The 19,543-nt window shown below is 45.9% G+C and carries 16 protein-coding genes and 3 pseudogenes; 16 read left to right on the top strand and 3 right to left on the bottom strand.

Annotation, left to right across the window (positions count from 1 at the left end; genetic code table 11):
* Positions 1 to 98 precede the first annotated feature (98 nt).
* A complete protein-coding gene (locus BN3283_RS10320) occupies positions 99 to 1,478 on the bottom strand; it encodes a C1 family peptidase (RefSeq protein WP_041502896.1) in 1,380 nt (459 codons plus the stop codon).
* 738 nt (positions 1,479 to 2,216) lie between these two features.
* Positions 2,217 to 3,608 (bottom strand): dihydrolipoyl dehydrogenase, encoded by a 1,392-nt coding sequence (gene lpdA, locus BN3283_RS10315; RefSeq protein WP_041504671.1) that lies wholly within the window; start codon positions 3,606 to 3,608, stop codon positions 2,217 to 2,219.
* 380 nt (positions 3,609 to 3,988) lie between these two features.
* Between lpdA and BN3283_RS10310 the strand changes: the two genes are divergently transcribed.
* The 3 genes from BN3283_RS10310 to BN3283_RS10300 all read left to right on the top strand — a co-directional run bounded on the left by BN3283_RS10310 (position 3,989) and on the right by BN3283_RS10300 (position 7,711).
* The gene (locus BN3283_RS10310) at positions 3,989 to 4,861 is read left to right on the top strand and encodes an electron transfer flavoprotein subunit beta/FixA family protein (protein ID WP_041502898.1); all 873 of its coding nucleotides are present in this window, start codon (positions 3,989 to 3,991) and stop codon (positions 4,859 to 4,861) included.
* Positions 4,862 to 4,892: 31 nt separating this feature from the next.
* Positions 4,893 to 5,912, top strand: coding sequence for an electron transfer flavoprotein subunit alpha/FixB family protein (locus BN3283_RS10305; RefSeq protein ID WP_041502899.1), 1,020 nt, complete (start codon positions 4,893 to 4,895; stop codon positions 5,910 to 5,912).
* 92 nt (positions 5,913 to 6,004) lie between these two features.
* Positions 6,005 to 7,711: an acyl-CoA dehydrogenase family protein gene (locus BN3283_RS10300; RefSeq protein WP_059026599.1), complete on the top strand. Its 1,707-nt coding sequence runs from the start codon at positions 6,005 to 6,007 to the stop codon at positions 7,709 to 7,711.
* A 549-nt stretch (positions 7,712 to 8,260) separates the two neighbouring features.
* Here the strand turns inward: BN3283_RS10300 and BN3283_RS10295 are convergent.
* A complete protein-coding gene (locus BN3283_RS10295; RefSeq protein ID WP_059026598.1) occupies positions 8,261 to 9,172 on the bottom strand; it encodes a helix-turn-helix domain-containing protein in 912 nt (303 codons plus the stop codon).
* 162 nt (positions 9,173 to 9,334) lie between these two features.
* Here BN3283_RS10295 and BN3283_RS10290 point away from each other — a divergent pair, with 162 nt between their 5' ends.
* The 13 genes and pseudogenes from BN3283_RS10290 (at position 9,335) to BN3283_RS10230 (ending at position 19,511) form a co-directional block, all read left to right on the top strand.
* On the top strand, positions 9,335 to 9,547 hold the full coding sequence (locus tag BN3283_RS10290; RefSeq protein WP_059026597.1) for a hypothetical protein: 213 nt from the start codon (positions 9,335 to 9,337) through the stop codon (positions 9,545 to 9,547).
* Positions 9,548 to 9,559: 12 nt separating this feature from the next.
* Positions 9,560 to 9,847, top strand: a pseudogene (locus BN3283_RS14690) (aldo/keto reductase); the annotation flags it as partial.
* An 89-nt stretch (positions 9,848 to 9,936) separates the two neighbouring features.
* On the top strand, positions 9,937 to 10,986 hold the full coding sequence (locus BN3283_RS10280; RefSeq protein ID WP_059026595.1) for a cyclophilin-like fold protein: 1,050 nt from the start codon (positions 9,937 to 9,939) through the stop codon (positions 10,984 to 10,986).
* A gap of 5 nt (positions 10,987 to 10,991) precedes the next feature.
* Positions 10,992 to 11,552 carry a sugar O-acetyltransferase gene (locus BN3283_RS10275; protein WP_059026594.1) on the top strand — a complete coding sequence of 187 codons (561 nt, stop codon included), beginning with the start codon at positions 10,992 to 10,994 and terminating at the stop codon, positions 11,550 to 11,552.
* Positions 11,553 to 11,565: 13 nt separating this feature from the next.
* Entirely contained in the window at positions 11,566 to 12,561 is a 996-nt protein-coding gene (locus tag BN3283_RS10270) for a flavin reductase (protein WP_059026593.1), read from the top strand.
* A 7-nt stretch (positions 12,562 to 12,568) separates the two neighbouring features.
* On the top strand, positions 12,569 to 13,387 hold the full coding sequence (locus tag BN3283_RS10265; RefSeq protein WP_082667096.1) for a carboxymuconolactone decarboxylase family protein: 819 nt from the start codon (positions 12,569 to 12,571) through the stop codon (positions 13,385 to 13,387).
* A 12-nt stretch (positions 13,388 to 13,399) separates the two neighbouring features.
* On the top strand, positions 13,400 to 13,969 hold the full coding sequence (locus tag BN3283_RS10260; RefSeq protein ID WP_059026592.1) for a flavodoxin: 570 nt from the start codon (positions 13,400 to 13,402) through the stop codon (positions 13,967 to 13,969).
* Between the two features lie 44 nt (positions 13,970 to 14,013).
* Positions 14,014 to 14,466: pseudogene (gene tatC / locus BN3283_RS10255) on the top strand (twin-arginine translocase subunit TatC); the annotation flags it as partial.
* Positions 14,408 to 14,632, top strand: a pseudogene (locus tag BN3283_RS14780) (hypothetical protein); the annotation flags it as partial. The pseudogenes tatC and BN3283_RS14780, both read left to right, overlap by 59 nt.
* Positions 14,633 to 15,369: 737 nt before the next feature.
* Positions 15,370 to 16,497 carry a DegT/DnrJ/EryC1/StrS family aminotransferase gene (locus BN3283_RS10245; protein WP_059026590.1) on the top strand — a complete coding sequence of 376 codons (1,128 nt, stop codon included), beginning with the start codon at positions 15,370 to 15,372 and terminating at the stop codon, positions 16,495 to 16,497.
* Positions 16,498 to 16,679: 182 nt separating this feature from the next.
* Complete coding sequence (locus tag BN3283_RS10240; RefSeq protein ID WP_350308231.1) at positions 16,680 to 17,213, top strand: UpxY family transcription antiterminator; 534 nt, start codon at positions 16,680 to 16,682, stop codon at positions 17,211 to 17,213.
* 22 nt (positions 17,214 to 17,235) lie between these two features.
* Positions 17,236 to 18,201, top strand: coding sequence for a Gfo/Idh/MocA family protein (locus BN3283_RS10235; protein WP_059026589.1), 966 nt, complete (start codon positions 17,236 to 17,238; stop codon positions 18,199 to 18,201).
* A 20-nt stretch (positions 18,202 to 18,221) separates the two neighbouring features.
* The gene (locus BN3283_RS10230; RefSeq protein ID WP_041502904.1) at positions 18,222 to 19,511 is read left to right on the top strand and encodes a nucleotide sugar dehydrogenase; all 1,290 of its coding nucleotides are present in this window, start codon (positions 18,222 to 18,224) and stop codon (positions 19,509 to 19,511) included.
* The last annotated feature ends 32 nt before the right edge of the window (positions 19,512 to 19,543 follow it).

The following is a 19,543-nucleotide window of genomic DNA, read 5'->3' as shown; positions in this document are numbered from 1 at the left end:
TAATTTCAAAAATCGATTGAAATAAGCGACAAAAAGAAAAATGCAGCTTGGAAAATATAAAACCAGGCTGCATTTGTATCTTCTTTATCGGACTGTTATCAGAACATATAATCCCAAACCGGCAATTGCGTGGGTTTCTGGTCTAAGCTATTGATTGCTTTGTCACTTAAGTATTTTTTATGGATAACAATACGGAAAATATACTCGTCGAACCATTTGTCCGTGAAAGTCAAGTAACCGTTGTGTCCTGTAGAGGGTCCCCAGCTATTTTCAAACTCCCATTTTAACGGCTGGTCGTTGGCATCCGTATCTACTCCCACTAAAGTCATCGCGTGAGAAGAACCGCTTTGGCGGGTTAGAATCCGTGCTTTTTTGTCCATTTTGAAGTCAACACCCATCAACGAGTTGTAGTCGTACATATCCGGGTCCATGATTCCTGTTTCCCGGTTGAGAAACTTGCCCACATCACAGGAAGAGTACATGGCTTCGTTGTTTTTAATGGAAGCAACGGCTGCTTTTTTAATCTCCTCGTTCGGGAGATTCAGGTATACCCAGTTGATTCCTTCGACGGTGTTCCGGTAGTTTTTAATCTCGTAGAGTTTGTAATATTCCCGAGTCGGATCATTCATGATCATAATGTAATTTTTCGGATCGTAATCTTCCGGGGTGATCTCCTCGTAGAACTGCTTCGGTGTGTAATTGGCCAGTTCTTTGATGTTCCCGTCTTTATCCGTGTACCGCCAGGTAAATTGGGTAGGAGGTTCTCCGAGACAAAGGGCCAGAATACGATATATATCTTTTAAGATAGAGATTTTTTCTGTTTCCAGGGCTTTCGTTTTTTTGCCTTGAGCGGCCATTTCCCGTAAGGTATAGCCCCCTTTGCGAAGTCTTTCATTGATAAGAGACCCCATGGCTGCCGTGTTATCGGAATGAGCCGTCTCGGGCATGACGGACTTGGGCACGACCCCGTATTTTTCTCCTAAATTGTAATACAGATTCCATACGCCACCATCGTTAACGGGTGCCGAGAAAAAGAAGGTCACTTCCCGGTCGTCCATCGGTTTGCCTGCCGTGGCAATGATATTCTCTAAAAAAAGGTTGGATTTCTCAAACATATCCCAGAAATAGAGGTAGTTATGAGAGAAGTCAAAATCATTTAAGTGATATTTCTTGATGATGTCGGGACGTAATACGTTCATGGAGGTAAACATCCAGCAACGTCCGGAACTGTGTTGATCGGTGATCCCTTTGACATCTACCCGGTACTTGAAATAGTGGTCTATTTTGCCCTGAAGTTCCCGGTTAAGGGCATTATCCCGGATATTCTTGTCGTTTGTCAAGATATTTTGAATGGCTTTCGTGGAAGGATCTTTTTTGAAACTTCCCTGAATTTCTTTTAACTCTTTTTCCGTGATCGTCTGAGCGCATAATGAGGCTCCGATCATCAATAAAGCACCTGTTAATAACGTTATTTTCATCTAATCTTTAATTTTAATAATGTCTATAAGATCCCTGAATTTAAAAATCGTATTTTTTTAATCTCTTAACCCCTTTCTTTTTAATCAATTGTAAATTAATTTTTGATTTACGATTTATGATTAAGATTCTGATCTTACCCTCTTTAAATCGTCAATCTAAAATCGTCAATTTGCAATTGGAAGGGATAACTCCTCCGGGGCCGAGACGTTCACGTCGGTCGTGTAAACGCTTTTCGTTCACAACCCTCCGGGACTCACTTCGTTCAAACAAACCGTCGGGTGGCCGTTCCGAAACTCGAACACGACGCTCGCCGTTCTCTGTTTATGCCCCTCCGTTTTTCTCCCTTAACTCCCAATTACTAAATCCCTGAATCCTTTAATCCCGGAATTCCTTGCTTCTTCCAATCGTCAATCTAAAATCGTCAATTTGCAATTGGAAGGGATAACTCCTCCGGGGCCGAGACGTTCACGTCGGTCGTGTAAACGCTTTTCGTTCACAACCCTCCGAGACTCACTTCGTTCAAACAAACCGTCGGGTGGCCGTTCCGAAACTCGAACACGACGTTCGCCGTTCTCTGTTTATGCCCCTCCGTTTTTCTCCCTTAACTCCCAATTACTAAATCCCTGAATCCTTTAATCCCGGAATTCCTTGCTTCTTCCAATCGTCAATCTAAAATCCGAAATCGTAAATCTTTTTAATCTCAGAATCTGCAATTTACAATTGTCAATCTTACAATTCTATATATGTATTACCTCGTCGTAGGCAGCGGCAGCGGCCTCCATGACGGCTTCGCTCATCGTCGGATGAGGATGGATGGTTTTAATAATGTCGTGTCCGGAGGCTTTCAGTTTCCGGGCCAGTACCATTTCGGCAATCATCTCGGTTACGTTCATTCCTACCATATGAGCTCCTAACAGGGTGTTGTCGGCAGCGTTGAATATTAATTTGATGAATCCTTCATTGGCTCCGGCGGCACTTGCCTTGCCTGAAGCACTGAATGGGAATTTCCCGATTTTGATTTCATACCCCGCTTCAACGGCTTTGGCTTCGTTCAATCCTACCGAGGCAACTTCCGGTGTCGTGTAGGTACAGCCGGGAATATTGGAATAATCGATGGGTTCGGTATGGACTCCCGCTATGTGTTCGACACAGCAAATGGCTTCGGCTGAAGATACGTGGGCCAAGGCGGGGCCCGGGACTATATCTCCGATGGCGTAGATCCCTTCGACATTCGTACGGTAATATTCGTCTACTTTTATTTTTCCCCGATCCATTTCGATTCCGAGTTCTTCCAAACCGATATTTTCCACGTTAGGGGAGATGCCGACAGCCGAGAGTACGATCTCTGCTTCGTGTACCTCTATCTCGCCTTTTTTATTTTTGATGTTCGCTTTTAAAAGTTCGCCGGTCGTGTCGACGCTTTCTACTGAAGATTTTACCATAACTTCAATACCTGCTTTTTTAAACGAACGTCCTACTTGTTTGGATACCTCTTCGTCTTCTAACGGGAGAATGTTAGGTAAAAATTCTACTAACGTTACTTTGGTGCCCATGGCGTTGTAGAAGAAGGCCAATTCGGAACCGATCGCTCCGGATCCCACGACGATCATCGATGCCGGTTTGTGGTCGAGAGTCAAAGCCTGACGGTAACCGATGATACGTTTGCCGTCTTGCGGAATGTTGGGAAGCTGACGGGAGCGGGCTCCTGTTGCTAACAGGATGTGGTCTGCCTCCACGATACTTTTTTCTCCTTCGCGGGGAGTTACTTCTACCTTTTTATCCGGAGTCAGTTTACCGTGTCCCTCGATAACGGTAATGTTATTCTTTTTGAATAGGTATTGGATTCCTTTACTCATTTTGTCGGCAACTCCCCGGCTTCTGGCGATGATGGCTTCAAAATCCGGTTCGGCCTGTTCGATCTTTATTCCGTAATCGGCGGCATGGCGAGCGTATTCCAATACTTGTGCCGATTTCAACAAGGATTTGGTCGGGATACATCCCCAATTCAAACAGATTCCACCTAATTCGGCACGTTCGACAACGGCCACTTTCATCCCCAGTTGGGAAGCGCGAATGGCAGCCACGTATCCTCCGGGACCGCTACCTATTACGAGTAAGTCGTATTTCATATTTTAGTTTGTTTATAGTGTAAATAATTTTTGACGCAATCATTTGCGCTACAAATTTAGAGGAATAGTTTAAAATCGGAAAATAAACGACTTCGTTTTCTGAAAAATGCAAAAAATAGATGAATACGGAAAGGGAAAATAAGTTTCGGTCGAGGGGTCCGCTGCTCTTGTATCCGTTTTTATTCTTTGGTAACGGGGATAGGAGGCGAACGAGTTAAAATTTTGTATTTATAACTTGAAATACTATCTTTACGCACTTGAAAGAAATAGTGTTAATACAACTGTATATGGAGTATTCTGTCAATAGTATTGGTATGAATTTATTGGTAAAAAGATGATTAGGATATTTCATGTCGCTTTAAACATAAAATTGGATTTATATGAAAGGACTAAAAATTGTTGTTCTTGCTAAGCAGGTTCCCGACACGAGAAATGTGGGAAAAGATGCAATGAAAGCAGACGGAACTGTAAACAGGGCAGCTTTACCTGCCATCTTCAATCCGGAGGATTTGAATGCTTTGGAGCAGGCTTTACGTTTAAAAGATACAATTGAGGGGACTACTGTTCATGTATTGACCATGGGACCGGGACGCGCTGCGGAGATCATTCGCGAGGCGATGTACAGGGGTGCTGATGGTGGATATTTGTTGTCGGATCGGGCTTTTGCCGGTTCGGATACGTTGGCTACTTCTTATGCTCTGTCTTGCGCTCTGCACAATTTGGAGTACGATCTGATTATTTGCGGTCGTCAGGCTATCGATGGAGATACGGCTCAGGTCGGCCCTCAGGTTGCGGAAAAATTAGAGTTGCCGCAAGTGACTTACGCGGAGGAAATTCAAAAATGCGATGGCAGGAAATTGACAATCAAACGTCGTTTGGAAAGAGGTATAGAGGTGGTCGAGTGTCCGCTGCCTTGCGTGGTTACGGTAAACGGTTCTGCTGCCCCTTGCCGTCCGAGAAATGCTCGTTTCGTGATGAAATATAAATACGCGAAAGCTACTCAGGAGGCCCAGGAAGCCGGAGAGGATTATATCACGTTGGTTAACGAACGTCCTTACTTGAAGTTAACGGAATGGAGCGTTAATGATATTACCAGTAACGCGGAGGATTTGGGATTGAGCGGATCTCCGACGAAGGTGAAGACTATCGAGAATGTTGTATTCCAGGCAAAAGAGGCTAAGGTGCTGGCCGGAAGCGATGCAGAAATCGATGAGATGATGAAGGAATTGATTACCAACCATACAATCGGATAAGTGAAGAGATTGAAAATCTAAAATCTAAGATATGAATAGTGTATTTGTATATTGCGAGATAGAGGAGAGTACGGTTGCCGATGTCAGCTTGGAGTTGCTGACGAAGGGACGGACTCTTGCCAATAAATTAGGTGTAAAGCTGGAAGCTATTGCTTTAGGACACGGGTTAAAAGATATAGAGAAACAGATATTTCCTTATGGAGCAGATGTGGTATGGGTTGGCGATGACACTCGTTTGGCTCCTTACACGACGTTGCCTCACACGAAGATGTTGGTGCGTTTGTTCGAGCAGGAAAAACCGCAGATCGCTTTGATGGGAGCTACCAGCGTAGGGCGCGATTTGGGACCTCGTGTCTCTTCTTTCCTGCACAGCGGATTGACGGCTGACTGTACCAGCTTGGAGATAGGGGAGTACTCGGATGCCAAGAGCGGTAAGAAATACGAGAACCTGCTGTATCAGATTCGGCCGGCTTTTGGTGGTAATATCGTTGCCACGATCGTCAACCCGGAATGTCGCCCGCAAATGGCTACCGTCCGCGAGGGCGTGATGAAAAAGGAGGTAGTCGATGCCGCCTATAAAGGAGAGGTTAAGAAGTTGAACGCGGATGAATTCCTCGATGACACGGATCTGGTAGTGAAGGTGATTGAACGTCAGATGGAGAAATCCAAAGTCAATATAAAGGGAGCTCCGATTATTGTGGCCGGAGGTTATGGAGTTGGTTCGAAAGAGAATTTTAATTTGTTGTATGAACTGGCTTCCGTGCTGGGAGGAGAAGTAGGCGCTTCTCGTGCGGCCGTGGATGCGGGCTTTTGCGAACATGAACGTCAGATCGGTCAAACCGGAACGACTGTTCGTCCTAAGTTGTATATAGCTTGTGGTATTTCCGGACAGATACAGCATACGGCCGGAATGGAAGAGTCCTCCATGGTTATTGCCATTAATACGGATTCGAATGCTCCGATCAATAAATTTGCGGACTATGTGATCACGGGAGACCTGAACGTTGTAATTCCGAAGATGATTCAGTATTACAAGAAGAACAGCAAATAGGTAATTGTAAATTGCGAATTGAATGTTTTCATCTGAATTTACAATCAGTAATTTTCAATTTACAATCTAAAATTTAAAATTTTAAAAGTGTTATGGCGAATTTCTATATAGATAACGAGGATTTGAAGTTCCATCTGGAACATCCTCTCATGAAAAAAATTGTTGCGTTGAAAGAGCGTAATTTTGCGGATGCCGGAAAATGTGATACTGCTCCGAGAGATTTTGAAGATGCGTTGGACAATTACGATAAAGTGTTGGAGATTTTGGGGGAGATTTGCGGCGACGTGTTAGCTGAAAATGCAGAAGGGGTAGACGCCGAAGGACCGGAGGTGATTAACGGGAGAGTGAAATACGCGGCTGGAACTCAACAGAACCACGATGTGTTGACTCAAGCGGGTTTGTATAATATGTCTTTACCGAGAGAGTATGACGGATTGAATTTCCCGATTGTTCCCTATGTGATGGCGGCAGAGTTGGTTTCTCGTGCGGATGCCGGTTTCGGAAATATCTGGGGCTTGCAGGATTGCGCCGAAACGATCCATGAATTTGCAAGCGAGGAACAGAAAAAACATTACCTGCCGCGCGGGGCTAAAGGAGAAACTTACGCGATGGATTTGACGGAGCCGGATGCCGGATCGGATTTGCAGGCGGTACAGTTAAAGGCTACTTATTGCGAAAAGAGCGGAAAATGGTATCTGAACGGGGTGAAGCGTTTTATCACGAACGGGGATGCTCAAATTGCTCTGGTGTTGGCTCGCTCGGAAGAGGGAACGCATGATGGCCGCGGGCTTTCCATGTTTATATATGATAAGGCCAATGGAGGTATGACCGTTCGCCGTATCGAAAATAAATTGGGTATCAAAGGTTCTCCTACTTGTGAATTGGTATTTAAGGATGCCCCGGCGGAATTGGTCGGAGAACGCAAATTGGGATTGATCAAGTACGTTATGTCGCTGATGAACGGCGCACGTTTGGGAGTAGGCGCTCAATCGGTAGGTATAGCGGAAGCTGCTTATCGCGAGGGGTTGAAATATGCTCGGGAGAGACGTCAGTTCGGTAAAGCCATTATTGATTTTCCCGCGGTGTACGAAATGTTGACCAATATGGAAGCCAAACTTCAAGGTGCCCGTGCCATCCTGTACGAAACCAGCCGTTTCGTGGATATGTATAAGGCTTATACCCATATTTCCAATGAACGTACCTTGGACAAGGCCGAACGGGAAGAGATGAAGAAATACCAGAAATTGGCCGATATCTATACTCCCATGTTGAAATTGTTTTCCAGCGAATATGCGAACGAGATCGCTTACGATGCGTTGCAGATCCACGGGGGATCGGGTTATATGAAGGATTACCCTATTCAACGTTTGGTCCGTGATGCCCGTATTACCAATATATACGAAGGTACATCTCAGTTGCAGGTTGTGGCGGCTATACGCGGGGTGACTACCGGACAATATGCCAAGTATATTCGCGAGGAGTATGAAAAGGCGCCTATATGTCCGGAGCAGGAGTATATTCGTGAGATATTGAAGGGTATGACGGCTGCTTTTGAGGCTGCTGTAGCGAACGTGACGGCAGTAGGAGATCCCGAATATGTTGATTTTCATGCGCGCCGTTTGGTAGAGATGGCCGGGTATGTGATCATCGGATACTTGTTGTTGTTGGATTCGCAGAGAGACGCACGCTTCTATAAATCTACGGAAGTATTCGTGAAGTACGGACAGGCTAAAGTTGCCGGATATGCAGCTTTTATCAATAATTTCGAACTGAAAGATATGGGGATGTATAAGAAATAGCATTCGTCTACCGGATAAAAAAAATCGTTTGCTTTTAAAAGCAAACGATTTTTTTATTGTGAATTTTGCAAGAAAAGATAACTTGATTAGAATAAATCGGAGGGTCGGATTACTTTAAAATTAGCTAACGGGATAGCAACCGTTCGTATTCCTGATTTCTTCATCGGTATGCTCCAACGTGTAACTCAATCGTTGTAAAAAAATGAATTGCTTTTAAGTGAACTATGGCTACTACGCGAACTATGACTGGCGAGTAATTTAAACTCGGCAGACGATTGTCCTAACACGAATGTTTGTTCCTGTTGTTGCTCGTTTAAGTGTCGCTATTTATAATTTTAGTGGCAATCTTTTCGCCAACAAAGGAACAATAGCTTACACCTTTACTTATTGCGGCATTCGCCGTGAAAAGGAGTTGTCACAGTCCTGTCCGATGATTTTGCTGTAAGGTTTGCAGGATGAACCCTGATAGTTACGTCAGTTCGATATGAACGCAACACATTACTTGTACCGAACAAAATCGTTCGACCTCTGCGATCATCAGATTCTTTATTATTTCCGTTCCGTTTTATGAATGCTTACGCAATATTCCGATGGGGATATCCCCGTCTGCTTTTTGAACATACGGCTGAGATGCTGGGGGTAATCGAATCCCAAACAATAAGCGACTTGTGCAATCCCCGTACCTGCTGCAAGTGCATTTTTCGCTCGTTGGATAATATATTGGCGGATATAGTTGCCCGCCGTATCGCCGGTCGTTTTCTTGACCATATCGCCGAAATAATTAGCCGACATACACAGTTTATCGGCGCAGTACTGGACGGATGGCAAACCTTCCGACAACTGTCTGTTCTCCTCGAAATAATCCCGCAGCAGACTGTCGAACTTCATCAACACATCCGTGTTTTCCAACTTGCGGGTAAGAAACTGCCGGTTGTAAAAACGCTGGCAGAAATTCAGTACCAAACCGATGTAGTTCACAATAATCGTATCTTGCACGGCATCGCGCTTCCTTATGATTTCATCTTGAAGCTGACGCATCAGCGAAACGAGCGTATCATGTTCCTCGTCGGTCATGTGCAGAGCTTCGTTGATGCGGTAATCGAAAAAGGAGTAATTCTTTATCGTCTTTTCCAAAGCTGTTCCATGCAACAGGTCGGGATGAAAAAGCAACGCCCAGCCCGTCAGGTTTATCCGCTCGCCATTGTCTTCCTTGCCGCCTATCTGACCGGGAGCCACACAGATGACTGTGCCCTTCTTGTAGTCGTACTTTCCGCAGCCGTACTCCAAATCTATATCCGCCTCGTCATGAAAGAAAATACCGTAAACACTGTAATTGTTCAGACTATGGCGCACGGGCGATACGGTCTCATAATCGACGATACAGACCAACGGGTGTTGTTCCGCCTGTCCGAGATAGCGGCTGTAATCGTTCGGATTTCTGACTTTCAGTATCTTGCTCATAAGGTCTATCGGTTTGCTATTCAACGACGAAGGTATTTATTTTTTGCCATTAAAACGATAAAACCGCTCATAAATCAGTAAAAACGATACGAACAACCCACTTATCGTTACGCCCGATTTTAGAGTTCCTCATAATTTTGCATCATAAAAAAATAATCAAGAATGATGAACCGAAGAACAGATATCCCCGAAGAAATCTATCAGGATGGAGTCGTTCTTTTCCTTGCCGACCGTTACCATACTACGCCCCGGAAGGTGCTGCAACGTTTTCTCGAACAAAACGGTCATGCACCCGAAACGGAAACCGAACCGTTCCGGTTGGAAGAGAATGAAATGGCGATCCTGCGGGATATGCTATCAGGCAATCATTCGTAACGATACACGATTATGGACAGAAGAGACTTTTTGAAAATATCATCGATGACAGCTCTAATGGCTGCCGGTGAATGGACGGGATTGTCGAAGGTCTTTGCGCAAAATCCGTCACCGGTAAAAAATGAACGAATTTTCCAGAGCGGAATTTCAGACGGTATGGAATATCGGAATCTCGGAGGATTGGATGTCTCGGCTATCGGGCTTGGTTGTCTGCCGATGGTGGGCTACTACGGCGGAAAGTATGAAAAAAGGGATATGATCGCCCTTATCCGTCGTGCCTACGACAAAGGGGTAACATTTCGACAAGGAATATGCGCAAATCAACTTGATAGGACACCGCACCGACCCGTTTACCGAAAGTCAAATCGATAAATAGAAATATACCAAATATGAAAAAGATTTTATTGTTTGCATGGATGCTGCTGACCGTAATTTCGTTGTCAGCTTGCGTCGGCTCCGATGACGAGCCCATAACTCCCGAACAACCCGAAACTCCCGAACAGCCCGGCGGCGGCGATGACAACGACAATGAACCGGAGAAGCCTACTCCTGGCGGCAATGGTCGTTATCTGGTGCTTTACGCTTCGCGCACGAGTAACACCGAGCGTGTGGCGCAACTTATTCAGTCAACGCTCAACTGTGACATATTGGAAGTGGAGCCGCAGACACCTTATGATGACGATTATAATTCCATGCTCGAACGCTCCGAGCAAGAGCTGGCCGCAATCCGTCAGGGCGATTATCCGCCCAATAAGACGTCGGTCGAAAAATTCGATGACTATGATATCGTCTTCATCGGTTATCCGATCTGGTACGGCTGCATGGCGACACCGATGCAGACTTTCCTGCATGAACACGCCTCAAAACTCGCCGGCAAGCGGATTGCGCTGTTCGCCACCAGCGGCAGCAGCGGGATTTCGGCGTCGGCCGGCGAAGCCCGCAGACTTTGCCCCGACGCAACGGTTATCGACAGGATGCTGTTATTGACCTCTTCGACACTCTCCCAAATGGCAACCCGCATTCCGGCATGGCTCGAGGAAATCGGAGCAAGCCGGAACGAATCGGATGAACCTGAAACAAGCTCTTTGAAAATAAATATTATTGTCGGTGACCGCACGATTACTGCCACGATGGAGGACAATGCCGCAGGCAGGGATTTCCTTTCTCGTCTGCCGTTGGAAGTGACGTTGAACGATTACAACAATGTAACAGAAAAAATCTTTTATCCCTCGCCGGCATTGGGGACCGAGGGCGTAACCCGCGGTTGTACTCCTACGTCCGGAGATATCACGATTTATGTACCGTGGGGTAATGTAGCGATTTTCTGCAAGAACTGGGCGCACAGCAATGATTTGATAAAGATAGGCCGTATCGACGGGAACGGCATTGAAGCCTTGACTGTCGGCGGTGATATACGGGTAAAAATAGAAAAACAGTAAAAATTATGAATATTGAAGATTTCAAAGAATATGTAAAGACGAAGCAGGCACTCGACACGGAAGAGATACATCGCTTCATGGATGAAATGAGCGACGAGGCACGCCGCATCACGTTCCGATTGAACACGGCTTACCATACGTCCGATGAAGTACGCGGGATGCTCTCCGAACTGTTCGGCTATCGAGTGTCGCGATCGCTACGTGTCTTTCCTCCGTTTTACGCCGATTTCGGCAAGAATATCGCCGTCGGCGAGAATGTGTTTATCAATGCCTGCTGTCATTTTCAAGACCAGGGCGGCGTGACGATAGGTGACGGATGCCAGATCGGTCACAATGTGGTGTTTGCCACGCTCAATCACGGACTTGCGCCCGAAGAGCGCAGGCATACCTTTCCCGCCCCCATCGTGCTGGGAAAAAACGTATGGGTAGGTTCGAACGCAACGCTTCTGCAAGGCGTGACCGTTGGCGACAATGCCGTCATTGCGGCAGGTGCTGTAGTAACGAAAGACGTGGCGGCGAATACGGTTGTCGGAGGTGTTCCGGCAAAATTCATCAAACAGATATGAAAGACAATGGAATATGATAAGAACCTGGTTAAGTGTACTGCTTCTGTTCGGGCTGTTGTCCTGCGGCACGACAGAGAAAAACAAACTGAATCAATCCAATATTATGGAAACGGAAAAACAAAATATCGGAAGCCTGCTTGCTCTTTACCCGAAACCGATGACGGTTGTCGGTACGGAGGTCGAGGGTAAAGTGAACTGGCTCGTAATAGGTCATACGGGGATTATCGGTCATGACCGCATCCTCGTGAGTATGAGTGACAAGCATTATACCAATCGAGGCATCCGCCAATTGAAGAAACTCTCGATCAATCTCGTCAGTCGTGAAATGCTTCCGAAAGCTGACTACGTGGGCGGCATCAGCGGCGCATCGGTCGATAAGTCCGGAGTATTTGACTTCCATTGGGGCGAAAACGGTTCTCCCGTAATCGACGCTTCGCCGCTTGCGATGGAGTGCAACGTGGTTGATATTTACAAGACCGACGGGTTCGACAACTTCATTTGTTCGATCGCCAATACCTATGCCTCGCCCGAGGTGCTCGATGCCGACGGCAAGCCCGACTACATGCGCCTGAAACCCGTACTGTTCGATTTCACGACCTACTCTTATATCGCTACGGGCGAGGTAATCGGCAAGTGTTTAAACCTCGACAAAGCTCCGTCAATATGCGCCAAAGAACCGATGGCTTCCGACGGCATCGTTCGGTTGTCCAAAATCGAGGTTTACCCGCAGTATCTCGACGAGTATATTAGGTACGCGGCGGAAATCGGCGAAATCTCCCTGCGCAATGAACCGGGCGTGCTGACGATGTATGCGCTCAGCGAAAAGGAGAATCCCTGCATGGTGACGATTCTCGAAACTTATGCCAGTCACGAGGCTTACGAGAAACATATCGCCTCGGAGCATTTCCAAAAGTATAAGCAGGGAACGCTGCACATGGTCAAGTCATTCGTATTGTCCGACCAGACACCGCTTAATCCGGCAAACAAAATCAATAACTTCATTCAATAAAAGAATTATGAATCGAATCATTTTAATCTCAGTATTTACTCTTTTAACATTTAATGTTATGGCACAGGAAAAGATAGTACAGACGGCAGGACGCGATCAGTTAGGCGAGTTCGCCCCGAAATTTGCGGAACTCAACGACGATGTACTTTTCGGTGAGATATGGAGCAGAAACGACCTGCTCAGTCTGCGTGACCGCAGCTTGGTAACGATTACCTCGCTTATCAGTCAGGGAATCACCGACAATTCGCTGACGTTCCACCTTCAATCAGCGAAGAAAAACGGCATCACCCGCACTGAAATTGCCGAAATCATTACACACATCGGCTTTTACGCCGGTTGGCCGAAGGCTTGGGCGGCATTTCGCCTCGCCAAAGACGTATGGGCGGAAGACACCACCGGTGAGGACGCTAAAGCAGCATTCCAGCGCGAAATGATTTTCCCCATCGGCGAACCGAATACGGCCTACGCAAAATATTTTATCGGTAACAGCTACCTCGCACGAATCTCGACCGAGCAGATTCCGTTCGCTAACGTGACTTTCGAGCCGCGCTGCCGCAACAACTGGCATATCCATAAAGCAGCGAAAGGCGGGGGACAGATGCTTGTCGGCGTCGCTGGCCGCGGCTGGTATCAGGAGGAGGGCAAGCCCGCGCAGGAGATTCTGCCCGGTACGGTCATCCACATTCCCGCGGGTGTGAAGCACTGGCACGGTGCAGCGGCCGACAGTTGGTTCGCACACCTTGCCTTTGAGATTCCCGGAGAGAACTCTTCTAACGAATGGCTCGAACCCGTCACGGACGAGGAATACGATAAACTTCAAAAATAAAACGAATTTTCCATGTATAAATTTTTATTGATATTGTTGTCGGTCGTCGAAATGACGACGGCAACTTTCATACAACAAAAACAAGATATGAACAACAAACAATCGAATCATAAAATCCTTGTCGCTTATTTTTCCGCGACGGGAACCACGGCTCGCGTTGCCCAAAAGGTGGCTGCCGCAACGGGCGGTGAACTCTATGCCATTACTCCGGCGCAACCCTATACCGATGCCGACCTCGACTGGAACGACAAGCAGTCTCGCAGTTCGGTGGAGATGAACGACCCGAAGTCCCGTCCGGCAATCAAAGACGAAAAGGAAAACATCGCCGATTACGACGTCGTTATTATCGGCTATCCCATTTGGTGGGACCTCGCACCGAGAATCATCAACACGTTCATCGAGAGCCACGATTTGAAAGGCAAGACGGTCGTTACGTTCGCTACCTCTGGCAGCAGTTCGATTGCCAACAGTGCGGCCGCGTTGAAACGCACCTATCCTGCTTTGAATTGGAAAGAAGGCCGTTTGCTCAATCGTGCCGACGAGAAAACCATCCGCACGTGGATTGACAGATTAGGATATTAACCGCTTAAAAAGACGATGATGACACCCTTATTTATCGGCGGTCTGGGTATGCCATGTTCGTGGTCGGGGTATTGGTCAGTTATTTCCTGATTTTTCCGCTGACATTCCGATTCTTGGGTACGTATCAAGTCAGCGGAGACATCGCCGATCTGATTACGCTCGATTCGTATATCTCGACCCTCGTGCTGATGTGCCTGTCGATGGGCATCGTGTTCGAAATTCCTATTTTATCATGGCTGTTTGCCAAACTGGGATTCCTATCCGCCGACTTCATGCACCGCTATCGGAAACACGCCATCGTGACTATCCTTATCGTTGCGGCTATCCTTACGCCGACTTCGGACGTGTTTACGCTCTCGCTTGTTGCGTTGCCGATGTGGTTGCTGTATGAGGTGAGTATCCAAAAAGTCTTCTCTTTTTTTGAAGGGGAAATAACACCTGACCCACTTTGCTACCGAACAGGAGGTAGCGGAAGAACTATTCGAGTTACTCTCTGAAGCGAGAGAACTTTATCTTCAAAATGTGATTGCGGATGGCAAGCGGTACAGCCGCTATGTGGATGACTTTATAAACAGTCACCGGTACGTCAACTGCAATAATGCAGTTTGCCGGAACTGCCACAAAATGAACATACACATCGTCAAGGGACTGCTGAATGAATGCTTACCATGGAAAACTGGCTGCAATTAATCTACGATTTACAATCTACAACCGTCAATCTTTTTAATCTCCCAATCACAGAATCCCCTAATCTCCTAATCGCAGAATCTCTTAATCCCCCAATCGAAAGGTTATTTTCGGCTCATTAACATTTTTCATCCGGATAGTTTTATATTACGTGTTTTGTACAATAATGAAATATATAGTTCTATTGTATTTATAATAAAATATATTTTCTTGTTGTATGTATATATTTGTTGATATAAAATATGTTAATAGAAGAGTTAAATTTAACCATATCTATAATGGATCATTTCCGGATAATTCTTGCTTTAATGATTGTCGGGCCGAAAGGATCGCGTAGATGGGTTTTGAGCTTGATGTATTTGTTTTATTTTAATTCTTTATTGTGTAATGCGCATGTGATTAGCATGTTGTGCAGGTATTCCGTGAAGGGAGATTTATAAAATGCAGTCATGAGAAAAGTAAAAAATCATATAAAAAAACGATCAATAAATGATCGTTTAATTCGAGTGCAAATATAACTAAATAAATAATAACAGTAAAATTTAACCGATAAAATAAGTGGTCATTATCAGACGTTTTAATGTAGTTTAAAAATGTTAAATTATGAGAATATTTTAATGTTGGATGTACTAAAAAACGATCATTTTCTGATACTATTACTTTGCGTGCAGATATCAGGGTTTTAATTGATCGGCGTGGAAAATGAATGTCGTATGAAGTTGCAAATGGTCGACCTAAAGGGTCAATACAACAAGATTAAAAACGAGATAGATGCCGGGATACGAGGGGTATTGGATAGTGCGGCTTTTATAAACGGGCGGGAGGTGACGGAGTTTAGTGAAGAGCTTGCCCGTTATATCGGAACGGAGTATGTGATCCCTTGTGCCAACGGTACAGATGCGTTACAGATCGCTTTGATGTCTTTGGAATTAGAAAAGGGAGACGAGGTGATCGTACCGGCTTTTACGTATGTGGCAACAGCGGAAGTCATAGGTTTATTAGGGTTTATACCGGTTATGGTCGATGTCGACCCTGTTTCGTTCAATATAGAGGTAAAAGAATTGGAACGGGCCTTGTCTCCCCGAACGAAAGCGATCGTGCCGGTACATCTTTTCGGGCAGAGTTGTGATATGGAGTCTATTTTGACATTTGCCCGGGAGCACGGTTTGTATGTAGTGGAGGATAATGCACAGGCGATCGGAGCTGTCTATACTTTTTCTTCAGGAAACTCTTTCAAGACGGGAACCATGGGAGATGTCGGATGTACCTCTTTTTTCCCTTCCAAAAATTTAGGCTGCTACGGGGATGGAGGAGCCTTAATGATTCGGGATAAGGAGTTGGCCGAACGGGCTCGTTGTATTGCAAATCACGGTCAGTTGGTGAAATACCACCACGAAATGTTGGGATGTAATTCTCGCTTGGATACGATTCAGGCTGCGATATTGAAAGTGAAGTTAAAACATATGGATGAATATAACCGGGCCCGGCGGGAAGCAGCCCGGTATTACACTTCTCGTTTAAAAGAAGTGGAGGGAATTGTACCGCCGCGCGAGATGCCTTATTCCACTCATGTTTATCATCAATACACGTTGAAAGTGAAGGATGGGCAGCGGGATCGCCTGAAAGCGTTTTTGGCGGAAGGGGAGATTCCTTCCATGATTTATTACCCGCTTCCTTTGCAGCGGCAAAAGGCTTTCACGGGGATAGCGAAAATTTCGGGGACATTGGAAGTGTCGGAAAAATTAGCGGATTCCGTTCTTTCGTTGCCGATGCACACGGAGCTTACGCGGGAACAACAGGATCGGGTGATATCGAGGATCGAAGCGTTTTTTAAAGGATAAGACGGTAGGTGATGTACCGTATTTGAAGTGCAGATAAGAAAGTATAAAGTTCGGTATTTGGTTTCTGTTTAAGAAACTAAAATATTGACGCGTGGTTAACGAAGAATAAGCCGGAACAGGGTTCGTGCGCGAAGCGTGTCCGGTGGGTTCGTGAAGATAGATGGGTAAGGAGTAATATCGTTATGGTTAATATGGTAATACGGGACGACGAAAAATACTGGTATGCGGCCTACACGAGGGTGAATCAGGAGATGAGTATAAAAAAGAAATTGGATGCCTTGAATGTAGAGAATTATCTGCCCCTTCAGGAGGTCGTGCGACAGGAACCGGAGGGACGGAAAAAGGTTCGTGAGCTTCTTGTCCGAGGGTTGATTTTTTTACGGACGGATCGGCGTACGAGTTTTGTGTTGCTGAATGATTACTCTCTTAACATTGTTTATATCAGGGATCGGGAGACTCGTCGTTCGCTGATTATTCCCGATAAGCAGATGAAAGATTTTATGTTTCTGCTCGATTTCTCGGATGAAGTGATAGAGATCGTGAACAAGGAGTTACGGCGGGGGGATAAGGTGCGTGTGATCAAGGGCCCATTTGTCGGTTTAGAGGGAGAGTTGGTCCGGGTAAAGGGACATAAGCGGGTGGTGGTCCGGTTGGAAGGAGTAGTTTCTATCGCGACGTCTTATATACCGGGATCCTATCTGGAAAAAATAAACTAAGATTTTATATTAATAAAGTATAATGAAAAATTTTGCATTGATCGGGGCTGCAGGCTATATCGCCCCTCGGCATTTGCGTGCCATAAAAGAGACCGGAAACCGGTTGGTAGCCGCTTACGATGTATTCGATAGCGTGGGAATCATGGATAGTTTCTTCCCGCAAGCATCGTTCTTTACGGAATTCGAGCTTTTCGACCGTCACCTTTCGAAAAATAAAGGAACGGACAAGGAGGTGGATATGATATCCGTTTGTACGCCGAATTATCTGCATGACGCTCACGTGCGTTACGCTTTACGCTTGGGGGTGGATGTTATCTGCGAGAAACCGTTGGTATTGAATCCCTGGAATATCGATGCCCTGCAAAAAGTGGAAGAGGAAACGGGACACCGGGTATTCACGATCTTGCAATTGAGGCATCATCCGGCGATTCTGGCTTTAAAGAAAAAAATAGAAGAGGGACCGAAAGAGAAGATATACGATGTCGATCTTACCTATATAACCTCCCGGGGCAATTGGTATTATACGAGTTGGAAAGGTGATAGCCGGAAAAGCGGTGGGGTAGCCACCAATATCGGGGTTCATTTTTACGATATGCTCTCTTGGGTGTTCGGTCCCGTCCGGGATAATATCGTGTACGTGAGCAGTCATGACCGGGTGGCTGGGTTATTGCGTTTTGACAGGGCTCATGTCCGTTACTTTTTAAGCATTAATTACGATACTCTTCCGCCGGAAGTAAAGGAAGCGGGGAAAAGAACATTTCGTTCGTTTCGCATAGAGGAAGAGGAAATGGAGTTCAGCGACGGTTTTACCGATCTGCACACGGAGAGCTACCGGCATATTCTTGCCGGCGAAGGATACGGTTTGGAAGATGCCCGTACCTCCATTCAAATCGTGCACGATATCCGTCACGCGAAACCTATCGGACTTTGCGGGGATTATCACCCTTTGGCTGAATTGGTATTGGAGGAACATCCCTTTGGTTGGTAATTTTAATAAATAATACGCTTATGTATACTCGATTGGTTTCTAAGAAAGCGAAGTTAGCCTTGGTGGGTTTGGGGTATGTGGGGTTGCCCATTGCCTTGGCGTTTGCCAAAAAGATCTCCGTGGTCGGTTTTGATATCAAAGAGGATCGTCTGGAGAAAATGCGGAATAGGATCGATCCTTCCGAAGAGCTGCCGCCTGAGGCGTTCGATCATAGCGATATCGAATTCACCTCTTCCGTGGATCAATTACGGGCTGCCTCTTTTTTTATTGTGGCGGTTCCAACCCCCATAGACGAATACAATCAGCCGGATTTAAAGCCCTTGTTGGCGGCTACCCGGACGGTGGCGAAAGTCTTGAAAAAGGGTGATTACGTGGTTTTCGAATCCACCGTTTACCCCGGATGCACGGAGGAGGACTGTTTGCCTTTGTTGGAAGAGATTTCCGGCCTGAAAGTAGGTCGGGACTTTAAAATCGGTTACTCTCCCGAGCGGATTAATCCGGGGGATTCGAAACATATACTGAGTAATACGATAAAAATCGTTTCGGGGTGCGATGCCGAGGCATTGGAGACGATTGCCAAGGTATACGAATTGGTGGTGGAACCGGGTGTTCATCCCGCTCCCTGTATTAAGGTGGCGGAAGCGGCGAAGATAATCGAAAATACCCAGCGGGATGTCAACATCGCTTTGATGAATGAATTGTCTATTATCTTTTCCCGGATCGGCATCAATACCTTCGATGTGTTGGAAGCCGCTGGGACGAAGTGGAATTTTCTGAAGTTTTATCCCGGATTAGTCGGGGGGCATTGTATCGGGGTCGATCCTTATTACTTGGTACATAAGGCGAAAGAGCTGAAATACCATCCCCAGATCATAAATGCGGGGCGTTTTATCAACGACTCGATGGGTGCCTATATCGCCAAGAAGATGGTAAAGAAATTGATTGCCATGGGTAAAAGTGTATTGGGAGCCCGGGTTTTGGTTATGGGGGTAACCTTCAAAGAGGATGTTTCGGATATTCGTAATTCGAAAGTGGCCGATATCATTCGGGAGTTACGGGATTTCGGTGTGGATGTGGATGTTGTCGACCCTCATGCCGATTCGGAAGCCGTGCAGGAGGAATATGGTTTTAAATTGGTGGAAAAACCCCGCGATAATTACGATGCGGTCGTTGTGGCAGTCTCCCATAAAGAATATGAAATGTTGGACGAGACCTATTTTAAGTCGTTGACTTATGAGAACGCTCTTTTAGTAGATATTAAAGGAATTTTGCGGGAGAAAATACATTCGTTGAAATACTGGAGTTTGTAAGAACAGGTATAGAAGAAAAATTTACGGTTTAT

Source organism: Gabonibacter massiliensis (assembly GCA_001487125.1).
GTDB classification, from domain to species: domain Bacteria; phylum Bacteroidota; class Bacteroidia; order Bacteroidales; family Marinifilaceae; genus Gabonibacter; species Gabonibacter massiliensis.
The sequence above is the reverse complement of the archived record's forward strand: the minus strand, read 5'-3'. Positions and strand labels throughout refer to the sequence as shown.